This is a genomic window from Klenkia terrae, from assembly GCF_900491935.1.
In the GTDB taxonomy this organism is placed as follows: Bacteria; Actinomycetota; Actinomycetes; order Mycobacteriales; family Geodermatophilaceae; genus Klenkia; species Klenkia terrae.
In genome coordinates this window covers 4239998-4257106 of the sequence record NZ_UEXK01000004.1, presented here as the reverse complement: position 1 = coordinate 4257106, position 17109 = coordinate 4239998, and the positions used below count along the sequence as shown (strand labels likewise).

Annotated in this window: 11 protein-coding genes and 1 riboswitch; of the genes, 5 read left to right on the top strand and 6 right to left on the bottom strand. The window is 74.7% G+C overall.

Features of this window, described 5'->3' with window-relative positions:
* The first annotated feature begins 99 nt into the window (after nucleotides 1–99).
* Entirely contained in the window at nucleotides 100–681 is a 582-nt protein-coding gene (locus LFA75_RS21105; RefSeq protein WP_225235546.1) for a TetR/AcrR family transcriptional regulator, read from the top strand.
* A 3-nt stretch (nucleotides 682–684) separates the two neighbouring features.
* On the opposite strand, the gene LFA75_RS21100 is transcribed toward LFA75_RS21105, so the two are convergent.
* Together LFA75_RS21100 and LFA75_RS21095 are read right to left on the bottom strand one after the other, a co-directional pair.
* On the bottom strand, nucleotides 685–2274 hold the full coding sequence (locus LFA75_RS21100) for a class I SAM-dependent methyltransferase (protein ID WP_225235545.1): 1590 nt from the start codon (nucleotides 2272–2274) through the stop codon (nucleotides 685–687).
* A gap of 307 nt (nucleotides 2275–2581) precedes the next feature.
* Nucleotides 2582–3475 (bottom strand): IS982 family transposase, encoded by an 894-nt coding sequence (locus LFA75_RS21095; RefSeq protein ID WP_225232589.1) that lies wholly within the window; start codon nucleotides 3473–3475, stop codon nucleotides 2582–2584.
* 445 nt (nucleotides 3476–3920) lie between these two features.
* Here LFA75_RS21095 and LFA75_RS23925 point away from each other — a divergent pair, with 445 nt between their 5' ends.
* Entirely contained in the window at nucleotides 3921–5591 is a 1671-nt protein-coding gene (locus LFA75_RS23925) for an HNH endonuclease signature motif containing protein (RefSeq protein WP_263639401.1), read from the top strand.
* 153 nt (nucleotides 5592–5744) lie between these two features.
* Here LFA75_RS23925 and LFA75_RS23920 read toward each other — a convergent pair whose 3' ends face one another.
* Nucleotides 5745–7181, bottom strand: a complete 1437-nt coding sequence (locus LFA75_RS23920; RefSeq protein WP_263639400.1) for a helix-turn-helix domain-containing protein — start codon at nucleotides 7179–7181, stop codon at nucleotides 5745–5747.
* Nucleotides 7182–7360: 179 nt separating this feature from the next.
* On the opposite strand from LFA75_RS23920, the gene LFA75_RS21080 reads away from it, so the two are divergent.
* The 3 genes from LFA75_RS21080 to LFA75_RS21070 are packed head-to-tail and all read left to right on the top strand — an operon-like array spanning nucleotide 7361 to nucleotide 10211.
* A complete protein-coding gene (locus tag LFA75_RS21080; RefSeq protein ID WP_225235544.1) occupies nucleotides 7361–8410 on the top strand; it encodes an amidohydrolase family protein in 1050 nt (349 codons plus the stop codon).
* Nucleotides 8410–9189: a metal-sulfur cluster assembly factor gene (locus LFA75_RS21075; protein WP_225235543.1), complete on the top strand. Its 780-nt coding sequence runs from the start codon at nucleotides 8410–8412 to the stop codon at nucleotides 9187–9189. Before LFA75_RS21080 ends, LFA75_RS21075 begins: the two co-directional genes overlap by 1 nt.
* On the top strand, nucleotides 9186–10211 hold the full coding sequence (locus LFA75_RS21070) for an NAD(P)-dependent alcohol dehydrogenase (RefSeq protein ID WP_225235542.1): 1026 nt from the start codon (nucleotides 9186–9188) through the stop codon (nucleotides 10209–10211). The genes LFA75_RS21075 and LFA75_RS21070 overlap by 4 nt, the downstream gene beginning before the upstream one ends.
* Nucleotides 10212–10232: 21 nt before the next feature.
* On the opposite strand, the gene LFA75_RS21065 is transcribed toward LFA75_RS21070, so the two are convergent.
* The 3 genes from LFA75_RS21065 to LFA75_RS21055 form a co-directional block, all read right to left on the bottom strand.
* Complete coding sequence (locus tag LFA75_RS21065) at nucleotides 10233–12923, bottom strand: putative bifunctional diguanylate cyclase/phosphodiesterase (protein WP_225235541.1); 2691 nt, start codon at nucleotides 12921–12923, stop codon at nucleotides 10233–10235.
* Nucleotides 12924–12996: 73 nt separating this feature from the next.
* On the bottom strand, nucleotides 12997–14025 hold the full coding sequence (locus tag LFA75_RS21060) for an Atu2307/SP_0267 family LLM class monooxygenase (RefSeq protein ID WP_225235540.1): 1029 nt from the start codon (nucleotides 14023–14025) through the stop codon (nucleotides 12997–12999).
* 43 nt (nucleotides 14026–14068) lie between these two features.
* Nucleotides 14069–16846, bottom strand: a complete 2778-nt coding sequence (locus LFA75_RS21055; protein WP_225235539.1) for an FAD-binding and (Fe-S)-binding domain-containing protein — start codon at nucleotides 16844–16846, stop codon at nucleotides 14069–14071.
* 30 nt (nucleotides 16847–16876) lie between these two features.
* A riboswitch (cobalamin riboswitch) is annotated at nucleotides 16877–17059 on the top strand.
* Nucleotides 17060–17109: the final 50 nt, after the last annotated feature.

Sequence of the window (17109 nt, the reverse complement as noted above, 5' to 3'; positions counted from 1 at the left end):
CTGTCGGGGAGGCGGTAACCTGATTCGGAGATGGTCTCCGTTCGGGTGCCACCGACCATACGGAGACGTTCTCCGAATTGTCCACCGGGGAGGCCGGACGTGACCGGGACGACAGCCGGACGACGGCCGCGCACCGATGCCGCCCGCAACCGGACGCACATCCTGGACGTCGCCGAGCGGTACTTCACAGAGCACGGCGTGACCGGGTCGCTGGACGCGTTGGCCAAGCAGGCCGGCGTCGGCCCGGGCACCCTCTACCGGCACTTCCCCACCCGGGACGCACTGCTGGCGGCCCTGCTGGCGGCCCGGGACGAGGAGCTGATCACCCGCCGCGACGCCATCCGGACCGGCGGGACCGACCCGGCCGTCGCCCTGGACGGCTGGCTCGCGGCGCTCGGCACCTGGGCCACCGCGTTCGACGGGCTGCCCGACCCGCTGCGCGCCGCCGTCACCGAGCAGAGCTCGCCGCTGGCCCTGACCTGCCAGGGCTACGTGACGACGACCGAGGAGTTCCTGACCGCGGCCCAGGACGCCGGCCGGGCCCGGTCCGACGTCCGTGGGCGCGACCTGTTCCTGGCGGTGCTGGCGATCAGCTGGGTGCGCGGGGCGGCGATGGCCGACGCGTCGTCCCCCGCCGGGCTGGGTTCGCTGCTGCGCACCGGCTGGTCCACGACTGCCTGAGCTCTACCCCAGCCCGGGCAGCTCGGGCTTGCGGGCCACCAGCAGCACGTGGGTGTCGGGCCACTCCAGCGGCTCCCCGGTCGCGGCGTCCAGCAGATGGGCGATCGGGGCGAACACGTGCTCGACCAGCCAGTCGTTGCGCCAGGCGCCCGAGCGCGGGTCGACCTCGAAGCCGGCGCGCTGCACCAGCTGCGCCCAGGCGTCGCCGTCCAGGGCGCAGAACTGCTCGTGCACCTCGCTGAGCCAGTTGTCGGTGTAGCTGACCTTGGACAGGAACTCCATGGCGTCGGCCAGCCGCAGGACGACGTCGTCCCCGTCGGTGTCGACCCCGAACGGCACCCCGGCCGCGCGCCGGAAGTCCTGCGCGAACTGGTCGAACCGGGCGCGGGTGCTCAGGCCCTCCAGGTACGGGGCGACGTCGGCGGCGGGCAGCGCCGCCAGGTCAACCGGTGCCGCGGGCCGGTCGCCGTCGTCGGTGCGCAGCCGCAGGCGGACCCGGCGGTCGCCGTCGGCCGGTCCGCAGACGTCGGAGTTGACCCAGACCCCGCCGGGCACGGTGTGCGCGGCGACGTTGGCGGCGAGCTCCTCCAGGGCAGGCACCCCGCCGCCGTAGCTGAGGATCTCGTGGGTCAGCGCGAAGGTGGTCGTGGTGTCCACCGTGGACGGCGGGAAGACCGGCCCGTTGAGCACGTTGGCCTGCACGAAGAAGGTGTTCGGGTTGGCCGCGAAGGCGCCCTGCGCGCGGCGGTGCTCGCACTCGTCGAACAGGTGCCGGGCGACCTCGATGCCGAACAGGTCCGACTCGTGCAGCGTCGGCTCGGCGGCGGCCAGCTCCAGCATCGCGCCGGTGGCGCAGCCGATGTCGACGATCCGGCCGGGCTGGACGTAGGGCCGGGCCTGGTCCCACTTGCGCTGCGCCGCGGACTCGAAGGCGGCGATGTAGGAGCGGTACTCCCGGGTGGCGGTCAGCCCGCCCTCGGAGCCGACGACCGGGTCCGAGCAGATGACCCGGGTGGACTCCGCCAGCCCGTACCGGTCGAACACGGCGACCGTGGCCGGGTGGGCGAGCTCGCGCCAGGCCGGGTCGCCGGCCACCAGCAGCTCGAGGACGTCCCACGGCCGGGCCGGGTCGTCGGGCGAGCCGTCCTCGACGGGCACGATGCGGTACCCCAGCGCCCGGTACATGGCGGCGACCGAGGCGGTGGAGCAGGCGACGACGGTGTCGGCCGGGTCCGGCGCCCACCGGCCGCCGGTCTCGTGCGCCACGGTCTTGACGGTCAGCTCGGCGAACCGGTCGGTGGGTGCCACGTCGACCACGCCGACGACGACGCCGGTCAGGTCCTCGGCCAGGCAGAACCGCTCGATCGCGGCCTCCCGGCGGTGCGCGGGCACCGGGTTGCGCCGGGTGCCGCGGTGGTTGGCCGAGGTGACCGCCCAGACGACGGCGACGTCGCCGGTGCAGGCGACCGCGACACCGTCGGTGTCGGCGAGCTCCCCGGCGACGAGGGCCCGCAGGTGCTCGGCCTGGAACCGGGTCAGCACGTGGTGCCGCCCCGGGAACAGGATGCTGCTGACCGGCGCGGGCTCGGGCACGGGACTCCTCGTTCATCGGTGGCGGGGCAGCCTCATCCTCCCGACCGCCCGGCCGGCCGCCGCGACCCGGTGCCCGGCACGACGCGTCAGCCCCACCGCCCGCCCCGTGGAGGGCCCGCCACCGTCGCCCCACCTCTCGGACCGGGTCTCCGGGCCCCGTCCTGGCCAACCCGGACCACCGGCACCACCCAGACCAGCTCCTCCAGGCGCTGGTGCGCCTGCTCGTAGCGGTCGGTGCGCTCCCCAGTCATCGGCCGGACCGGCTCGGAGTCGCTCGCAGACCCCTAGATGAGTAAGTCCGATTGGATCAGTGGTCGTAGGCGATCAGTGATCTTGTGACTGGTTGGCCGGTGGCGCGGTTGTGCCAGATCGCGGCGGTCAGGGCCAGCAGTCGTTGAGCGATGCGTGCGGTGACACCGGTGAGGGTGCGACCGCCGTGGAGTTCCAGGTCCAGCTGGCCTTTGAGGGTGTCGAAGACCGATTCGACCAGTTGTCGGACCGGTTTGAGCAGGTGCTGGCCGGGGCGTGGTGGGCGGTTGCGGTAGGAGGGGCGCAGTAGGTCGGCGCCGCGGGCGTGCAGGTAGTCGTCCAGTTCGGCGGAGATGTAGCCCTTGTCGGCCAGCACCAGCAGCCCGGGCCGTTCGGTGATCAGGTCACCGTCGTAGTCCAGGACGCACATCAGTACCTGACGTTCATCGATCTTGGGATCGGCCAGCGCCCAGGTGACCGGGAGTCCGGCCGGGGTACACACCAGGTGCAGGCGTAGGCCCCAGAACCAGCGGGAGTGGCTGGCGCAGTAGCCGTAGCCGGCGACCCCGGCCAGCTCCGAGCGCCGCACGGTGGGCCGGGATCGGGCGCACTCCACCGGGGTGGAGTCCACCAGCCACACCGGGTCGGCCCACAGGTCGGTGTCGGTGGCCAGGACCCGGATCAGCCGCTTGAGCAGCGGTAACGCCCCACGCAGCCGCTTGTTGTAACCGGACTGCTCGGGCAGGTAGGGGAACGCACCGGGCAGTGCAGCCGGGACCTGCCGCAGCCAGCGGGCCTCGGAATGGACTCCCAGTAGCGCTTGGGCCACGGCCAAGGTGAGCAGCTCGGCGTCGGTCAGCCGCGGAGGGCGCCCCACACGTGAGCGAGGGCCCAGGTAGTCGTCGATGCGGACATAGAGTGAGGTCAGGAGGGTGTTGAGGTCGGTCGTCACAACCCGTACCCCAGCACCCTCCGCCCTGANCTCGGCGTCGGTCAGCCGCGGAGGGCGCCCCACACGTGAGCGAGGGCCCAGGTAGTCGTCGATGCGGACATAGAGTGAGGTCAGGAGGGTGTTGAGGTCGGTCGTCACAACCCGTACCCCAGCACCCCCCGCCCTGAAATCACACCCGTGTCATTCGGACTTACTCATCTAGGCCACCCATCGTGCCGGCGGCTCCTTCGAGATTTCTCCGGAGTGGTCGACGAGACATTGGGCAGAGACCGTCGTAGGACGGTGCCGGCCAGGGCCTCCGCAGGAGCCGATGACCAGGTCTCGTCGTCACGGGCGCTCGGGCCGAGTTCCCGGACGAGACGCCCTATGGTCCGGACAAGACGCCCAATGGTGCAGTGCTCCGCGAGCCCCGAAAGTGTCGTACCCCCCTCGTAGCGTGCTGGTCATGACGACGGAGCCGCGGCTGGGGGTGGGGTTGGCCGTCGCCGTGGTCGGCCCCCGCCCGGAGACCGTGGTGGACCGGCCGTCGCGGTTGAGCGAGGTGCTGGACCCGTCCTGGCTGGACGACGTCGCGTGCGCCGGCGAGATGGTGTCGGTGAACCGGCTGCGCGCTGCGCTGGACGCCTACGAGGTCGGCGTGGTGGCCCGCTTGGCCGACCTGCGACCGGACTTCTGGCAGGAGACCGACACCCCCGGCGGGCCCGTAGAGGGCTGGTCGCCGGTGCGGTCGTTCGTCGGGGTGAGCGAGTTCTTCGTCGACGAGGTCGCCGCAGTGCTCGGCATCTCCCGCACCCGTGCGCACACCGTCGCGAACACCGCGTTGGTGCTCGTCGGTCAGCTCCCCGCCACGTGGCACGCCTTGGCCGACGGGCACATCGACCTGGCCCGTGCGCGTGCCCTGGTGCACGTGCTGGGCTGGCAGCAGCCCGAGGTGTCCGCGGACGTCGTCGCCGCGGTGGAGGCCGAGGCCCTGGGCTGGGCCATCGCGGGCGAGGGTCCGTACCGGCTGCAGGACCGTACGGCTGCCCTGCTCCTGGAGCGGGATGCCGAGGCCGCCGACCGGGCTCGGAAGCGGGCCGAGCGCGAGGCCGACGTGCAGGTGCACGGTAGGCGGGACGGGCTGGCCGACCTCACGGTCACGCTGCAGCCCGACATCGCCGCCGCCTGCCGGGACACCGCGGACCGCTACGCCCGGATGTGGAAGGCCGACGGCGACGACCGACCCATCGGGCTGCTGCGCACCCTCGTGCTGGCCGACCTGGTCCTGCGGCCGTGGGACACGTCCCGGCCGTCGGTCACCGCCCACATCACCATCCACGCGCCCCTGCCGGCGCTCGTCCCACCCCAGCCTGGAGCTGACCCCGGGCCACCCACCGGGACCTCCGCACCTTCAGATGGACCGGCCGGTGAGGACGGCGCTGGTCCATCCCAGCTCGGCACGGTCGGCGGCCTGCCGGTGACCTCCGCGCACCTGCGGGAACTGATGGCCCGGTGGTCGGACGCCGGGCTCGACGGGCTGACCGCACCCGACGACGGGTCCCTCGACGTCGCGGTCACCGACCCGCACACCGGACGACTGCGAGCCGTGGTCACCGGACCCGAGCTGCGCCGGGTGGCCGCCCGGGCCTGCCCGCAGCACCCCGGCGCCGACACCCCGTCGTGCGGGTGCCCGCTGCTGGACGCTCCACCAGCCACCACCGCCTACCGCCCCACCGCCGCCCAGCGTCAGTTCATCGCCGCCCGCGACCGGGGCTGCCGCCACCCCGGCTGCTCGCGCCCGGCACTCTGGACCGACGCGGACCACGTCCTCGCCCACCAGCACGGCGGCCCCACGGACTGCGCCAACCTGTGCACGCTCTGCCGCCGGCACCACCGGCTCAAGACGCACGCCCCCGGTTGGCGATTCGCGATGACGGCCGACGGCGTCCTCTCGGTCACCACGCCCTCCGGCGTCACCCGCACCACCCGACCACCCGGGATGGGCCACGGCCTCGACCACCTGGTGCGGCTGCTCGACCCGGCCGCCGAGCCACCACCTCAGATCGAGCACGGCGAGGCGACCAACCGCGGAGACGCCGCCCCCTCCCCGCCGCACGACGACCCGCCGCCGTTCTGACCGGTCCCGGCGCGGGTCGGGCGGCACCGTCCCCGTCGGGGTCGACGCGCCATGGCGCTCCGGGTGGACGACGGCAACCCCGCCCGCCGCCTCCACGACCGGACCGGTTCTGGGTGGTCGGGTCAGCGATCCCGACGTGCTGGTCCGCGAGTGTTAACGCCTGCCGGGGATCCGCAGGTCGTACTGGTTGATCTTCCGGTACAGCGTGGCCCGGGAGATCCCCAGCTCCGCCGCTGCCTGCACGGCGGTGGCACCCGGCACGGTCAGGCAGCGCAGGATCTCGTCGCGCTCCAGCTGCTCGAGCCGGCCGAGCGGACGGTCGCCCCCGGCCAGCACCTCCGGCCGCAGGTGGGCGAGGTCGACCAGGTCGGTCCGCCCGGCCGCCTCCCGCACCACCGACCGCAGCTCCCGCACGTTCTCCGGCCAGCCGTAGGTGGTCAGCGCCCGCACCGCCCGCGGGGTGAACCGCACGTCGCAGTGCCGCGCCTCCCGAGCGAAGGACCGGGCCAGCGGTTCGACGTCCTCCGGGCGCAACCGCAGCGCGGGCACCTCCACGACCGCGTCCACCAGTCCGGCCAGCGCCGGCGGCAACGCGGCGAACGACGACGCGGTGAGCACCAGCGGCCGCACCGGGCCCGCGCCGTCCGGCAGCACCGCGACCAGCTCGTCGGCCGCCCAGGCCGGCAGCGCGTCCGCCCCGGCCACCACGACGCAGGTGTCGGGCGCCGCCAACGCCGGGGACCACAGCGCCAACCAGGACTCTACGTCCTCGGCGGCGGGCGGCCGGGCCACCAGCACCCGCTCCCGGCGCCGGCTCCCCTGCCGCGCCAACGTGGCCACCGCGGACTTGCCCGCCCCCGGCTCCCCCACCACTGCCAGCACCCGGCCGGCCGACACCGCGTCCCGCGCCGCGCCGACCGCCTCCTGCCACCCGCGGGAGGCGCACGGATCCCCGGCCGGCAGCCGGTCGGCCACGACGTGGAAGACCTCGCCGCGCGGCAGCGGACGCACCGGCTGCCCACCGGCCCGCACGTGCATCAGCGCGCTGGTGTTGCCGGCCGCCGACTGCGCCAGCGCCAGCAGCAGGTCCGACGACGCGTCGGACCAGGTGGTCAGGTTGATGCTGCCGACCAGGTCGCCGCTGCGCGGGTCCAGCACCGGGACCGCGGCGCAGGTGTAGCGCCGCAGCGGGGCCACGAAGTGCTCGCCGGAGCGGACCAGCGCCGGCACCCGGTCGGCGAGGGCCAGGGCCAGGCCGTTGGTCCCCGCCGTCTGCTCGCCGAAGTAGAAGCCCGGCGCCAGGTGCACCCGGTCCAGCGACCGGTTCATGTCCGCGTCCACGGACCAGCGGGCCAGCACCAGGCCCTCGTGGTCGGTGATCATCAGCCCGACGGGCTCGGTCCCGAGCGTCCCGTGCAGCTGGCTCAGCACCTCGGCACCGCACTCGTAGAACAGCGAGCCGGTGTCCACGGCGCCGGTGAAGACCGGCTCGACGCCGTCCGGGGAGACGCCGTACCGCTCGCTGCGGACCCACGACGCCCGCACCCGCGGGCGGGCCGACGGGACCGGGCTGGCAGGCCGTTCGACCACGGGGACCCCCTCGACGCCTCGGTGCGCACCACGACCGTAGGGCCCGGGCCCGTCCGCCACGAGTGGTCCACGTCTCAAAGTGAGACACCGGGCCGTAGAGCCGGGTGCGCATGCCGCCCTAGCGTCGGCAGCGGTCCGGCGCCCAACGAGGGGTGCGGACCCGGCTCGAGGAGGACCCCGTGTACAGCAAGGACGGCACCGACTACTTCGTCGTGGACGCGCACATCGCGCTCTGGGACGCCCGCCCCGAGAACCAGCGGAACATCCACGGCAAGCAGTTCATCGACTGCTTCTACGACTACCACCGCAACCTGTCCCCGGAGGCCGAGGTCTGGTCCTACGACGAGTACCTCTACCAGGGCGGCGAGCGGCTGATGCGCGACGTCTTCGTCGACGGCATCGTCGACCACGCCATCTTCCAGCCGGCCCGGCTCGCCGAGTTCTACGCCAAGGGCTTCGGGCAGACCGAGGAGGCCTTCGCCCTCGCCCAGGCCCACCCGGACAAGCTCACCTACAACCACTACTGGGACCCCCGGGACGGCGAGAACGGCCTCGACGCCCTCCGCGCCGCGCACGAGCGGATGGACCTCAAGGGCGTGAAGCTCTACACCGCCGACTGGCACGGGGAGTCCCGCGGCTGGAAGCTCACCGACCCGATGGCCCAGCGCTACCTCGCGCTCTGCCAGGAACTCGGCATCCGCAACATCCACGTGCACAAGGGCCCCACCATCCGGCCGCTGGACCGGGACGCCTTCGACGTCGCCGACGTCGACCACGTGGCCACCGACTTCACCGACCTGACCTTCGTGGTCGAGCACTGCGGGCTGCCCCGGCTCGAGGACTTCTGCTGGATCGCCACCCAGGAGCCCAACGTGGTCGCCGGCCTCGCCGTCGCGATGCCGTTCATCCACTCCCGGCCGCGCTACTTCGCCCAGATCATGGGCGAGCTCCTCTACTGGATCGGCGAGGACCGGATCCTGTTCTCCAGCGACTACGCCATCTGGACGCCGAAGTGGCTGGTCGAGAAGTTCGTGGACTTCCAGATCCCGGAGGACCTGACCGAGTACGCCCCGCTGACCACCGAGACCAAGAAGAAGGTCCTCGGCCTCAACGCGGCCAAGCTCTACGACCTCCCGGTGCCCGCGGAGCTGCAGCTGCCCGACGCCGACGAGACCGCCACCGGCCCGCGGGACACCGACGCGGCCGACAAGAACCTGGCGATGGCCTGATGACGGCGGTCCTCCAGCGCAGCACCGAGCAGCGGGTCACCGAGGCCGACGTCCGGACGGCGCTGGACACCGTCATCGACCCCGAGCTCGACGAGCCGGTGACCGACCTGGGCTTCGTCCGGTCGGTGGCGGTCGAGGGCCCGGACGGCTGCGACGTACGAGTGCACCTGCGGCTGCCCACCTCGTTCTGCGCGCCGAACTTCGCCTGGCTGATGGTCTCCGACGCCCGGGACGCCGTGCGCGCCGTCCCGGGCGTGGGCCGGGTCGTGGTCGAGCTCGACGACCACCACGACTCCGACCTGATCAACGCCGGGCTGGCCGCGGACGCCGGCTACCGCGGCACGTTCGGCCACGAGGCGGAGGAGTCCCTGGACGAGCTTCGGGCGACGTTCCAGCGCAAGGCGCACACCGCCGCGATGGAGCGGGCGCTCACGTCCTGGCTGCGCGCCGACCCGGCCCGCACCGAGGACGACGTCGCCGCGCTCCGGCTCTGCGACCTCCCCGCCGGCCGGGAGACCGACTCCCTGCTGTCCCGGCGGGCGGCGCTGCGGCTGCCGCTGACCCCGACGTCCCCGGTGCTGCTCGCCCCCGACGGCACCCCGCCGGAGCCGGGCCAGGTCGCGCTGACCCTGCGCAGGGCCCGGTCGGTCCGGATCTCGGTCGACGGCAACGCGCACTTCTGCCGCGGCCTGCTCACCACCCGCTACCCGGGCTCGGACGCCGACCAGGTGTTCCGTCCCTCCGTCGACTCCGCACTCCCCCTGGAGGTCCTCAGATGAAAGCCGTACGCGTCACCGGCTACCACCAGCAGCTGGCGATGACCGACGTCGACAAGCCGGAGGTGAGCGGTCCGCACGACGTCGTCGTCCGGATCGGCGGCGCCGGCGTATGCCGCACCGACCTGCACATCCTCGAGGGCCAGTGGGCCGAGAAGTCCCAGGTCGCGCTGCCGTACACGATCGGTCACGAGAACGCGGGCTGGGTCGACGCGATCGGGGACGCGGTCACCAACGTGGCCGTCGGGGACAAGGTGATCCTGCACCCGCTGGTCACCTGCGGGCTGTGCCGTGCGTGCCGGTTCGGCGACGACGTGCACTGCGAGGCCAACCGGTTCCCCGGCATCGACAGCGACGGCGGCTACGCCGAGTACATCCTGACCACCGCGCGCAGCTGCGTGGTGCTGGACGACTCGCTGGAGCCGGCCGCCGTCGCCGCGCTGGCCGACGCCGGCCTGACCGCCTACCACGCAGCCGCGAAGGCGGCCCGCCGCCTGCGGGCCGGCGACCGGTGCGTGGTGATCGGGGCCGGCGGGCTGGGCCACATCGGCATCCAGGTGCTGGCCGCGATCTCCCCGGCCGAGCTGATCGTGGTCGACCGGAACCCCGACGCGGTGAAGCTCGCGCTGGGCATCGGCGCCGACCAGGCCGTGGTCGCCGACGGCAGCCAGGTCGAGCAGGTGCTGGAGCTGACCGGCGGCAAGGGCGCCGAGGTGGTCGTGGACTTCGTCGGCGAGGGCGGGTCCACGAAGCAGGGCATCGCGATGACCCGGCAGGGCGGGGACTACCTGATCGTCGGGTACGGCGAGAACATCGACGTCCCGACGATCGACCTGATCTCCGCGGAGATCAACATCATCGGCAACCTGGTCGGCAGCTACAACGACCTGGTCGAGCTGATGGCGCTGGCCGCGCAGCAGAAGGTCACCCTGCACACCCAGCAGTACGCGCTGGCCGACTTCCAGCAGGCGATCGACGACCTGGACGCCGGCCGCGTCCGCGGGCGGGCGATCCTCGTCCCCTGAGCGGGTGGTCCGGCGCCCCGGTCAGCCGACCGGGGCGCCGGACACCTCCGCCCGGAGCAGGTCCGACGCCTGCGCGACGGTCAGCGGCAGCGACACGTGGAAGCCCTGCGCGGCGTCGCAGGAGTCGGCGGCCAGTCGGTCGAGCACGGCGGCCTGCTCGACGCCCTCGGCCACCACGGTCAGCCCGCTGGCGTGCGCGGTGGCCACCATGAGCGCGACCAGCCGCTGGTCGGCCGGGTCGGTGGACAGGAATCGGCCGTCCACCTTGAGCGTGTCCACCGGCAGGTGCCGCAGCGCACCGATCGAGGTGGTCCCTGTCCCGAAGTCGTCCAGGGCCACCGAGACCCCCAGCCCGCGCAGCGAGGCCAGGTGCGACAGCAGCACCGGGGCCTCCACCACGGCCCGCTCGGCGATCTCCAGCACCAGGCAGGACGCCGGCAGCCCGGCCTCGACCAGGCAGGCCAGCACGGTGTCGGTCACCCGCGGCTCGGCCAGGAAGCGCGCCGAGACGTTCACCGACACGGTCGGTCCCCCGGCGCCGGCCAGGTCGTGCTCGGCCCGCCACCGGGCCAGCTGACCGACCGCGCTGGCCAGCACCCAGCGGTCCAGCTCGCAGATCAGGTCGCTCTGCTCGGCCACCGGGACGAAGGCCTCCGGCGCCAGCAGCCCGACGCCGGGGCGCTCCCAGCGGGCCAGTGCCTCGAACCCGACCAGCGCACCGCCGGCCACGTCGACCACCGGCTGGTAGAGCACGTGCACCTCGTCGGCGGCCAGCCCGCGGCGCAGCGCCACCTCGACGTCGCGGCGCTCGTCGATGTGCGCCCGCAGGCCGTCGTCGAAGATCTCGACCCGGCCGCGGCCGGCGTGCTTGGCCCGGTACACCGCGGCGTCGGCTTGGGCGAGCAGCTCGTCGCCGTCCACCTGGCCGTCCTGGGCCAGCGCCACGCCGACGCTGGCGCCGACGGTCACCGGGCGGGGCCCGGTCGGGGTGGCGACGGTCAGCGGGAGGGACACCGCCGCCACCAGCCGCTCGCCGAGGGCGGCCAGCTCGGACACGTCGGCGACCGCCTCTACCAGGACGACGAACTCGTCCCCGCCGAGCCGGCACACCGTGTCGCCGGCCCGGGCGGCCTCGCGCATCCGGGAGCCGACCGCGCGGAGCACGGCGTCGCCGGCGGCGTGGCCGGCCCGGTCGTTGACCGCCTTGAAGCCGTCGAGGTCGACGAAGAGCAGGCCGGTCGCGCTGCCGGTGCGCCGGGCGCGGTGCAGCGCCGCGGTGGTCAGCTGGAGCGCGCGGGCCCGGTTGGGCAGGTCGGTCAGCGGGTCGTGCGCGGCCTCGTGGGCCAGCGCCTCCTGCAGCCGGTCGCGCTGCCGGAACGCCTCGACGAGCTGCTGCACCGAGGCGTGCACGACCTCGCCGAGCTGGCCGGGCAACGACTCGTCCAGCACGGGGTCGGCCAGGTCGCCGCGGGCGACCGCACCGGCCTGGGCCTGGATCCGGCGGAGGCCGGCCACCGCGCCGCCGAGCGCGCGGCCGACCGAGCGCACCTCGCGCGGTCCGCCGACGCCCACGTCGACCAGCCGGCCCTGGCTGACCTCCTCGGCCTGCTCGGACAGCCGGCGCAGCGACCGGGTGACCTGCCGGCCCACCAGCCAGAGCGTCAGCACGGTCAGCGACACCGACAGCGCCGCCACCAGGAGGGTCGCGTCCCGCTCGTCGGCGGCGGCGTCCCCGTCGCGGGACGCCGAGGACGCCGCGCGGTCGACCGCGTCGCCGAGGACGTCGAAGGTCTGCTGGGTCACCGCGGAGGCGGCGAGGACCAGCGCCCGGAGCTGGCCCGAGGTCAGCTCGGGCACGCCCGAGGTGGTGGCCAGGGACAGCGTCTGGTCCAGCACCCGGGCCGAGGAGGTGACCGCCAGGTCGGTCGTCTCGGCCAGCATGGCCGGGTCGGTCACCGACCGCAGGTTCTGCCGGGCCAGGGCCACGGCGCTGTGCGACTGCAGCCACGCCCACTGCCGGGTGGGCGCCTCCGGCGTCCCGGCCCCGACCAGCCAGCCGAGGTAGTCCACGGCGTCGGGGTTCAGCGCGGCGGCCAGGTCGGCGACCAGGCGCACGTCCCGGATGGCGGCGACGGTGGCGGTGGTCGTCCCCGAGCTGGCGGCGGCGACCACGACGGCGTCCTGCCGGTCGTGCAGGCGGTCCGAGACGGCGGTCCAGTCGGCCCGCAGGACGGCGAGCTCGGGGGTGGTCCCGCCGTCCACCTCGGCCCGCAGCTCGGCCACCTCGGCCTGGGCCGCCTCGGCCGCCGCGGCCGACGCCGGGACGGCGCGCGCGGCGGCCAGCTGCTCGTCGGTCGCGGCGCGCACCCGGTCGGCGGCGGTGAGCACGGTCCCCGCGACCGCAGCACCGAACTCCGGGGTGATGCCGAGCCGCGCGACCACGACCGGGTCGTCCAGCGCGGCCGCGACCACCAGCACCAGCAGCTCCTGGTCGACGGCGGCGGACGCCTGGGCCAGCCGGCCGAAGGCGTGCACCTGCACCGCGGCGGAGGCCGAGGCGTCGGCGGCGGCCGAGGCCCGGCCGGCCAGCACCACGGCGAAGGTGGTCAGGCCGGCGACCGGCAGCAGGACGAGGACCAGGAGCAGGGCCCACAGCGGGGTACCCCGCCGACGCGTGGTCCGGCGGGGAGACCACGGGGCGGGAGTCCACACGGCCTGGTTGTCGGCGGCACCGGGCGCACGCTGAAGGTGCGCCCGGTGCTGTCACCCGACCGGGTGGCCCGGCTCAGGCGTCGGCGACCGCGGGGGCGACCTCGGTGCCCAGCAGCTCGATGCCGCGCAGCAGGTCGTCGTGCGCCAGCCGGGGGTTGGTCATCTGGATGGACAACCGGTCCACCCCGCCGAGCTGGTCGGAGATGCGGCGGATCTTCTCGGCCACCGTCTGCGGCGAGCCCATGAAGAAGGCGCCGTCCGGTCCGGAGGTGGCGTCGAACTGCGCCCGGGTGGGCTGGCGGAACCCGCGCTCCCGGCTGACCTTGGTGAACATCTCGTGCCAGCCCGGGTAGATGGTGTCCGAGGCGGCCTCGGTGCTCTCCCCCACGTAGCCGAACACGTGCAGGCCGACCTGGAGCTTCTCCGGGGCGTGCCCGGCCTGGGCACCGGCCCGCCGGTAGAGGTCGATCAGCGGCGCGAACTGCCGGGGCTCGCCGCCGATGATGGCGACCATCAGCGGCAGACCGAGCAGGCCGGCCCGGGCGAAGGACTCCGGGCTGCCGCCGACGCCCACCCAGATGGGCAGCTCGGCCTGGGCCGGGCGCGGGTAGACGCCCTGGCCGGTCAGCGCGGGGCGGTGCTGGCCGGACCAGGTCACCTTCTCCTCGTCGCGGATCTTCAGCAGCAGCTCGAGCTTCTCGGTGAACAGCGAGTCGTAGTCGCTCAGCGGCAGGCCGAAGAGCGGGAACGCCTCGGTGAACGAGCCGCGCCCGACCACCAGGTCGGTGCGGCCGCCGGAGATCAGGTCGAGGGTGGCGAACTGCTGGAACACCCGGACCGGGTCCGCGGCCGAGAGCACGGTGACCGCGCTGCCCAGCCGGATGCGCTCGGTGCGGGCTGCGGCGGCGGCCAGGATGATCGCCGGCGCGGAGTCGTAGTACTCGGGGCGGTGGTGCTCGCCGATCCCGAACGAGTAGAGCCCGACCTGGTCGGCCAGGGCGATCTCCTCGAGCAGGTGGGCCATCCGCTGCTGCGGACCGATGGCCTCACCGGTGGTCGGGTCGGTCACCGCGGCCACGAAGCTGTCGACGCCGATGTGCATGGGTCCTCCTCGGGACGGGTTCTGCTGCACTGTAGTTCAACGTTCAACCGTTGAGGTCGGCGCCCATTCCCGCGGCCAGCACCTCGGCCAGGTGCCGGGCCCGGACGCCGGCCAGCTGGTCGAGCTGGGTGCGGCAGGAGAACCCGTCGGCCAGGACGGCGGCACCCGGCCCGGCCGCCCGGACGGCGGGCAGCAGCGCGGTCTCCGCCACCGCCACCGACACGGCGTGGTGGCCGGCCTCGGCCCCGAAGTTGCCGGCCAGCCCGCAGCACCCCCCGACCGCGGCCACCTCCGCGCCGGCCCGGGCCAGCAGGTCCCGGTCGGCCGCCCAGCCCAGGACGGCGTGCTGGTGGCAGTGCGGCTGGGCGACCCCGCGGACGCCGGTGAGGTCCGGCGGTGTCCAGCCCGGCTTGGTGGCCAGCAGCTCGGCCAGCGTGTGCGTGGCCGCCACGACCCGCTGCGCGGCCGGCCCGGGCACCAGCTCGACGGCGTCCCCGCGCAGGACGGCGGTGCACGAGGGCTCCAGCCCGACCACGGGCACGCCCAGGTCCAGCGCGGCCACCGTGCGGGCCAGCTGGCTGCGCGCGGTGTCCAGCTGGCCGGTGGAGATCCAGGTCAGCCCGCAGCACACCGGCTCGGTGACCCGGACCGCGAACCCGGCGTCCTCGAGGACGACGACCGCGGCCCGACCGACCTCGGGGCTGAAGTGGTCGGTGAACGTGTCGACGAACAGCAGGACCGGCTCACCGGTGCCGGGCGCCCGGCGGGCGAACCAGGCGCGGAAGGTCTGGTCGGCGAACCGCGGCAGCTCGCGGTCCCGGTCGATGCCGCCGGCGGCCCGGGCCAGTGCACCCCCGGCCGCCGTCCCCAGCACCGCGTTGACCAGACGGGGCGCGCGGGCGGCCAGCCGGGCGGTCAGCGGCAGCCAGCCCAGCGACCAGTGCGACCGCGGCCGCCACCAGCGTCGGTACCGGGCGTGCAGCACCTCGGCCTTGTAGGTGGCCATGTCCACCCCGGCCGGGCAGTCCACCGCGCAGCCCTTGCAGGACAGGCACAGGTCCAGGGACTCCAGCACCTCCGGCGAGCCCAGCCCGCCGACCAGCGTGCCGTTGGCCGCCTCCTGCAGCACCCGGGCGCGGCCACGGGTGGAGTCCTTCTCGTCGCCGGTGGCCAGGAACGACGGGCACATGACGCCGCCGGTGGCCGTGGCGTCGGCGCGGCAGCGGCCCACCCCGACGCAGCGGTGCGCGGCCACCGACAGGTCGCCGGCGTCCGAGGTCAGCGGGAAGGCCCGGCTGGGCAGCGGGTGCGCGGCGGGCAGCCGGAGGGTGGCGTCCAGGGGTTCGGGGTCGACCAGCACCCCGGGGTTGAGCAGCCCGGTCGGGTCGAAGGCGTGCTTGACCGCGGCGAACGCGGCCAGCAGCTCGGGGCCGTACATCCGCGGCAGCAGCTCGCTGCGGGCCCGGCCGTCGCCGTGCTCGCCGGAGACCGACCCGCCGTACCCGGCGACCACGTCGGCGGCGGCCTCGACGAACTCGCGCAGCACGTGCGGCCGGTCGGCCAGCGGGAAGTCGATCCGGGCGTGCACGCAGCCGTCGCCGAGGTGGCCGTAGACCAGCGCGTCCAGGCCGTGCGCGTCGAGCAGGCCGCGGAAGTCGCGCAGGTAGGCGCCCAGGTGCTCCGGCGGGACGGCGGCGTCCTCCCACCCGGGCCAGGCCGGCGCCCCGGCCGGGGTGCGCCCGCCGAGCCCGGCGCCGTCCTCCCGGATCCGCCACAGCCGCAGCGCGTCGGCGCCGCCGACCACCAAGGAGTCCAGCGCCCCGGCGTCGGCCACCAGCCGGCGGGCGGCGTCCTGGGCGGCCGCGGCCGACTCCCCCGCGACCTCGACGAACAGCCAGCCGTCGCCGCGCGGCAGATCCGGCACCGCGGCGGCCCCCCGGCGGCGGCGGACGACGTCGACCAGCCGGGCGTCCATCCCCTCCACCGCACGGGGCGCGTGCGGCAGCAGCCCGGGCACGGCGTCGGCGGCGGCCGGCATGTCCGGGTAGCCCAGCACCACCAGCGCGGTGGCCGCCGGCACCTCGGCCAGGGAGACGGTGGCCTGCAGCAGGACGGCGAGGGTGCCCTCCGAGCCGGCCAGGAACCGGCCCACGTGCCGGCCGCGCTCGGGCAGCAGGTGCTCCAGCGAGTAGCCCGACACCTGCCGGCGGAACCGCCCGGACCCGGTGCGGACGGCGGCCAGGTTGGCGTCCACCACCGGCCACAGGTCGACCGGGCCCGCGGACCCGGGCCCGGCGTCGAACACCTCGCCCGCCGCCGTCGCCACCTGCAGGGAGACCACCGTGTCGGCGGCCCGACCGAGGCTCATCGCGTGCGCGCCGCAGGCGTTGTTGCCGATCGTGCCGCCGATGGTGGCCCGGGAGTGCGTCGACGGGTCGGGGCCGTAGGCCAGCCCGTGCGGGGCACCGGCGTCGGTGATCCGGTCCAGCACCACGCCGGGCTGGACGACGGCGGTGCGGGCGTCGGGGTCCAGCGCCTGCAGCCGGGTGAGGTGCCGGGAGGTGTCCAGCACCAGGCCAGGTCCGATCGCGTTGCCGGCGATCGAGGTGCCGCCGCCACGCATCGTCAGCGGGACGGCGAGCTCGCGGCACACCGCCAGGGCGGCCAGCACCTCGTCGGCGTCCCGCGGGTAGGCCACCGCGGTCGGCACCACGCGGTGGTTGGAGGCGTCGGAGCTGTACTCCGCGCGCCGCCGGGTGCCGTCCTCGACCTCGGCCAACCCGGCCGCCCGCAGACCGGCCACCAGCTCCTCGACCGCCACCGGGCCAGTGTGCCTCTAGGGTGGGCGGCGCAGCTGGTCCGGCCGCCGCGAGGCGGCCGGGGCAAGAGGGAACCCGGTGCGAGTCCGGGACTGCCCCGCAGCGGTGAGCAGGAACGACCGCCGTCATCAGCACTGGGTCCCCGGACCTGGGAAGCGACGGCCAGTAGGTGGGCACCCGTGCCCGTGCCCGCGAGTCCGAAGACCTGCCAGATGCGGCCGCGCGGCCTCCCGCGTGGTCGGTCGGCGACCTCGTGGGCGGGTCC

Coding starts and splice junctions, on each gene's coding strand:
- LFA75_RS23925 (WP_263639401.1), top strand. CDS start 3,921: ATGACGACGGAGCCGCGGCTGGGGGTGGGGTTGGCCGTCGCCGTGGTC.
- LFA75_RS21075 (WP_225235543.1), top strand. CDS start 8,410: ATGACGGCGGTCCTCCAGCGCAGCACCGAGCAGCGGGTCACCGAGGCC.
- LFA75_RS21070 (WP_225235542.1), top strand. CDS start 9,186: ATGAAAGCCGTACGCGTCACCGGCTACCACCAGCAGCTGGCGATGACC.
- LFA75_RS21060 (WP_225235540.1), bottom strand. CDS start 14,025: ATGCACATCGGCGTCGACAGCTTCGTGGCCGCGGTGACCGACCCGACC.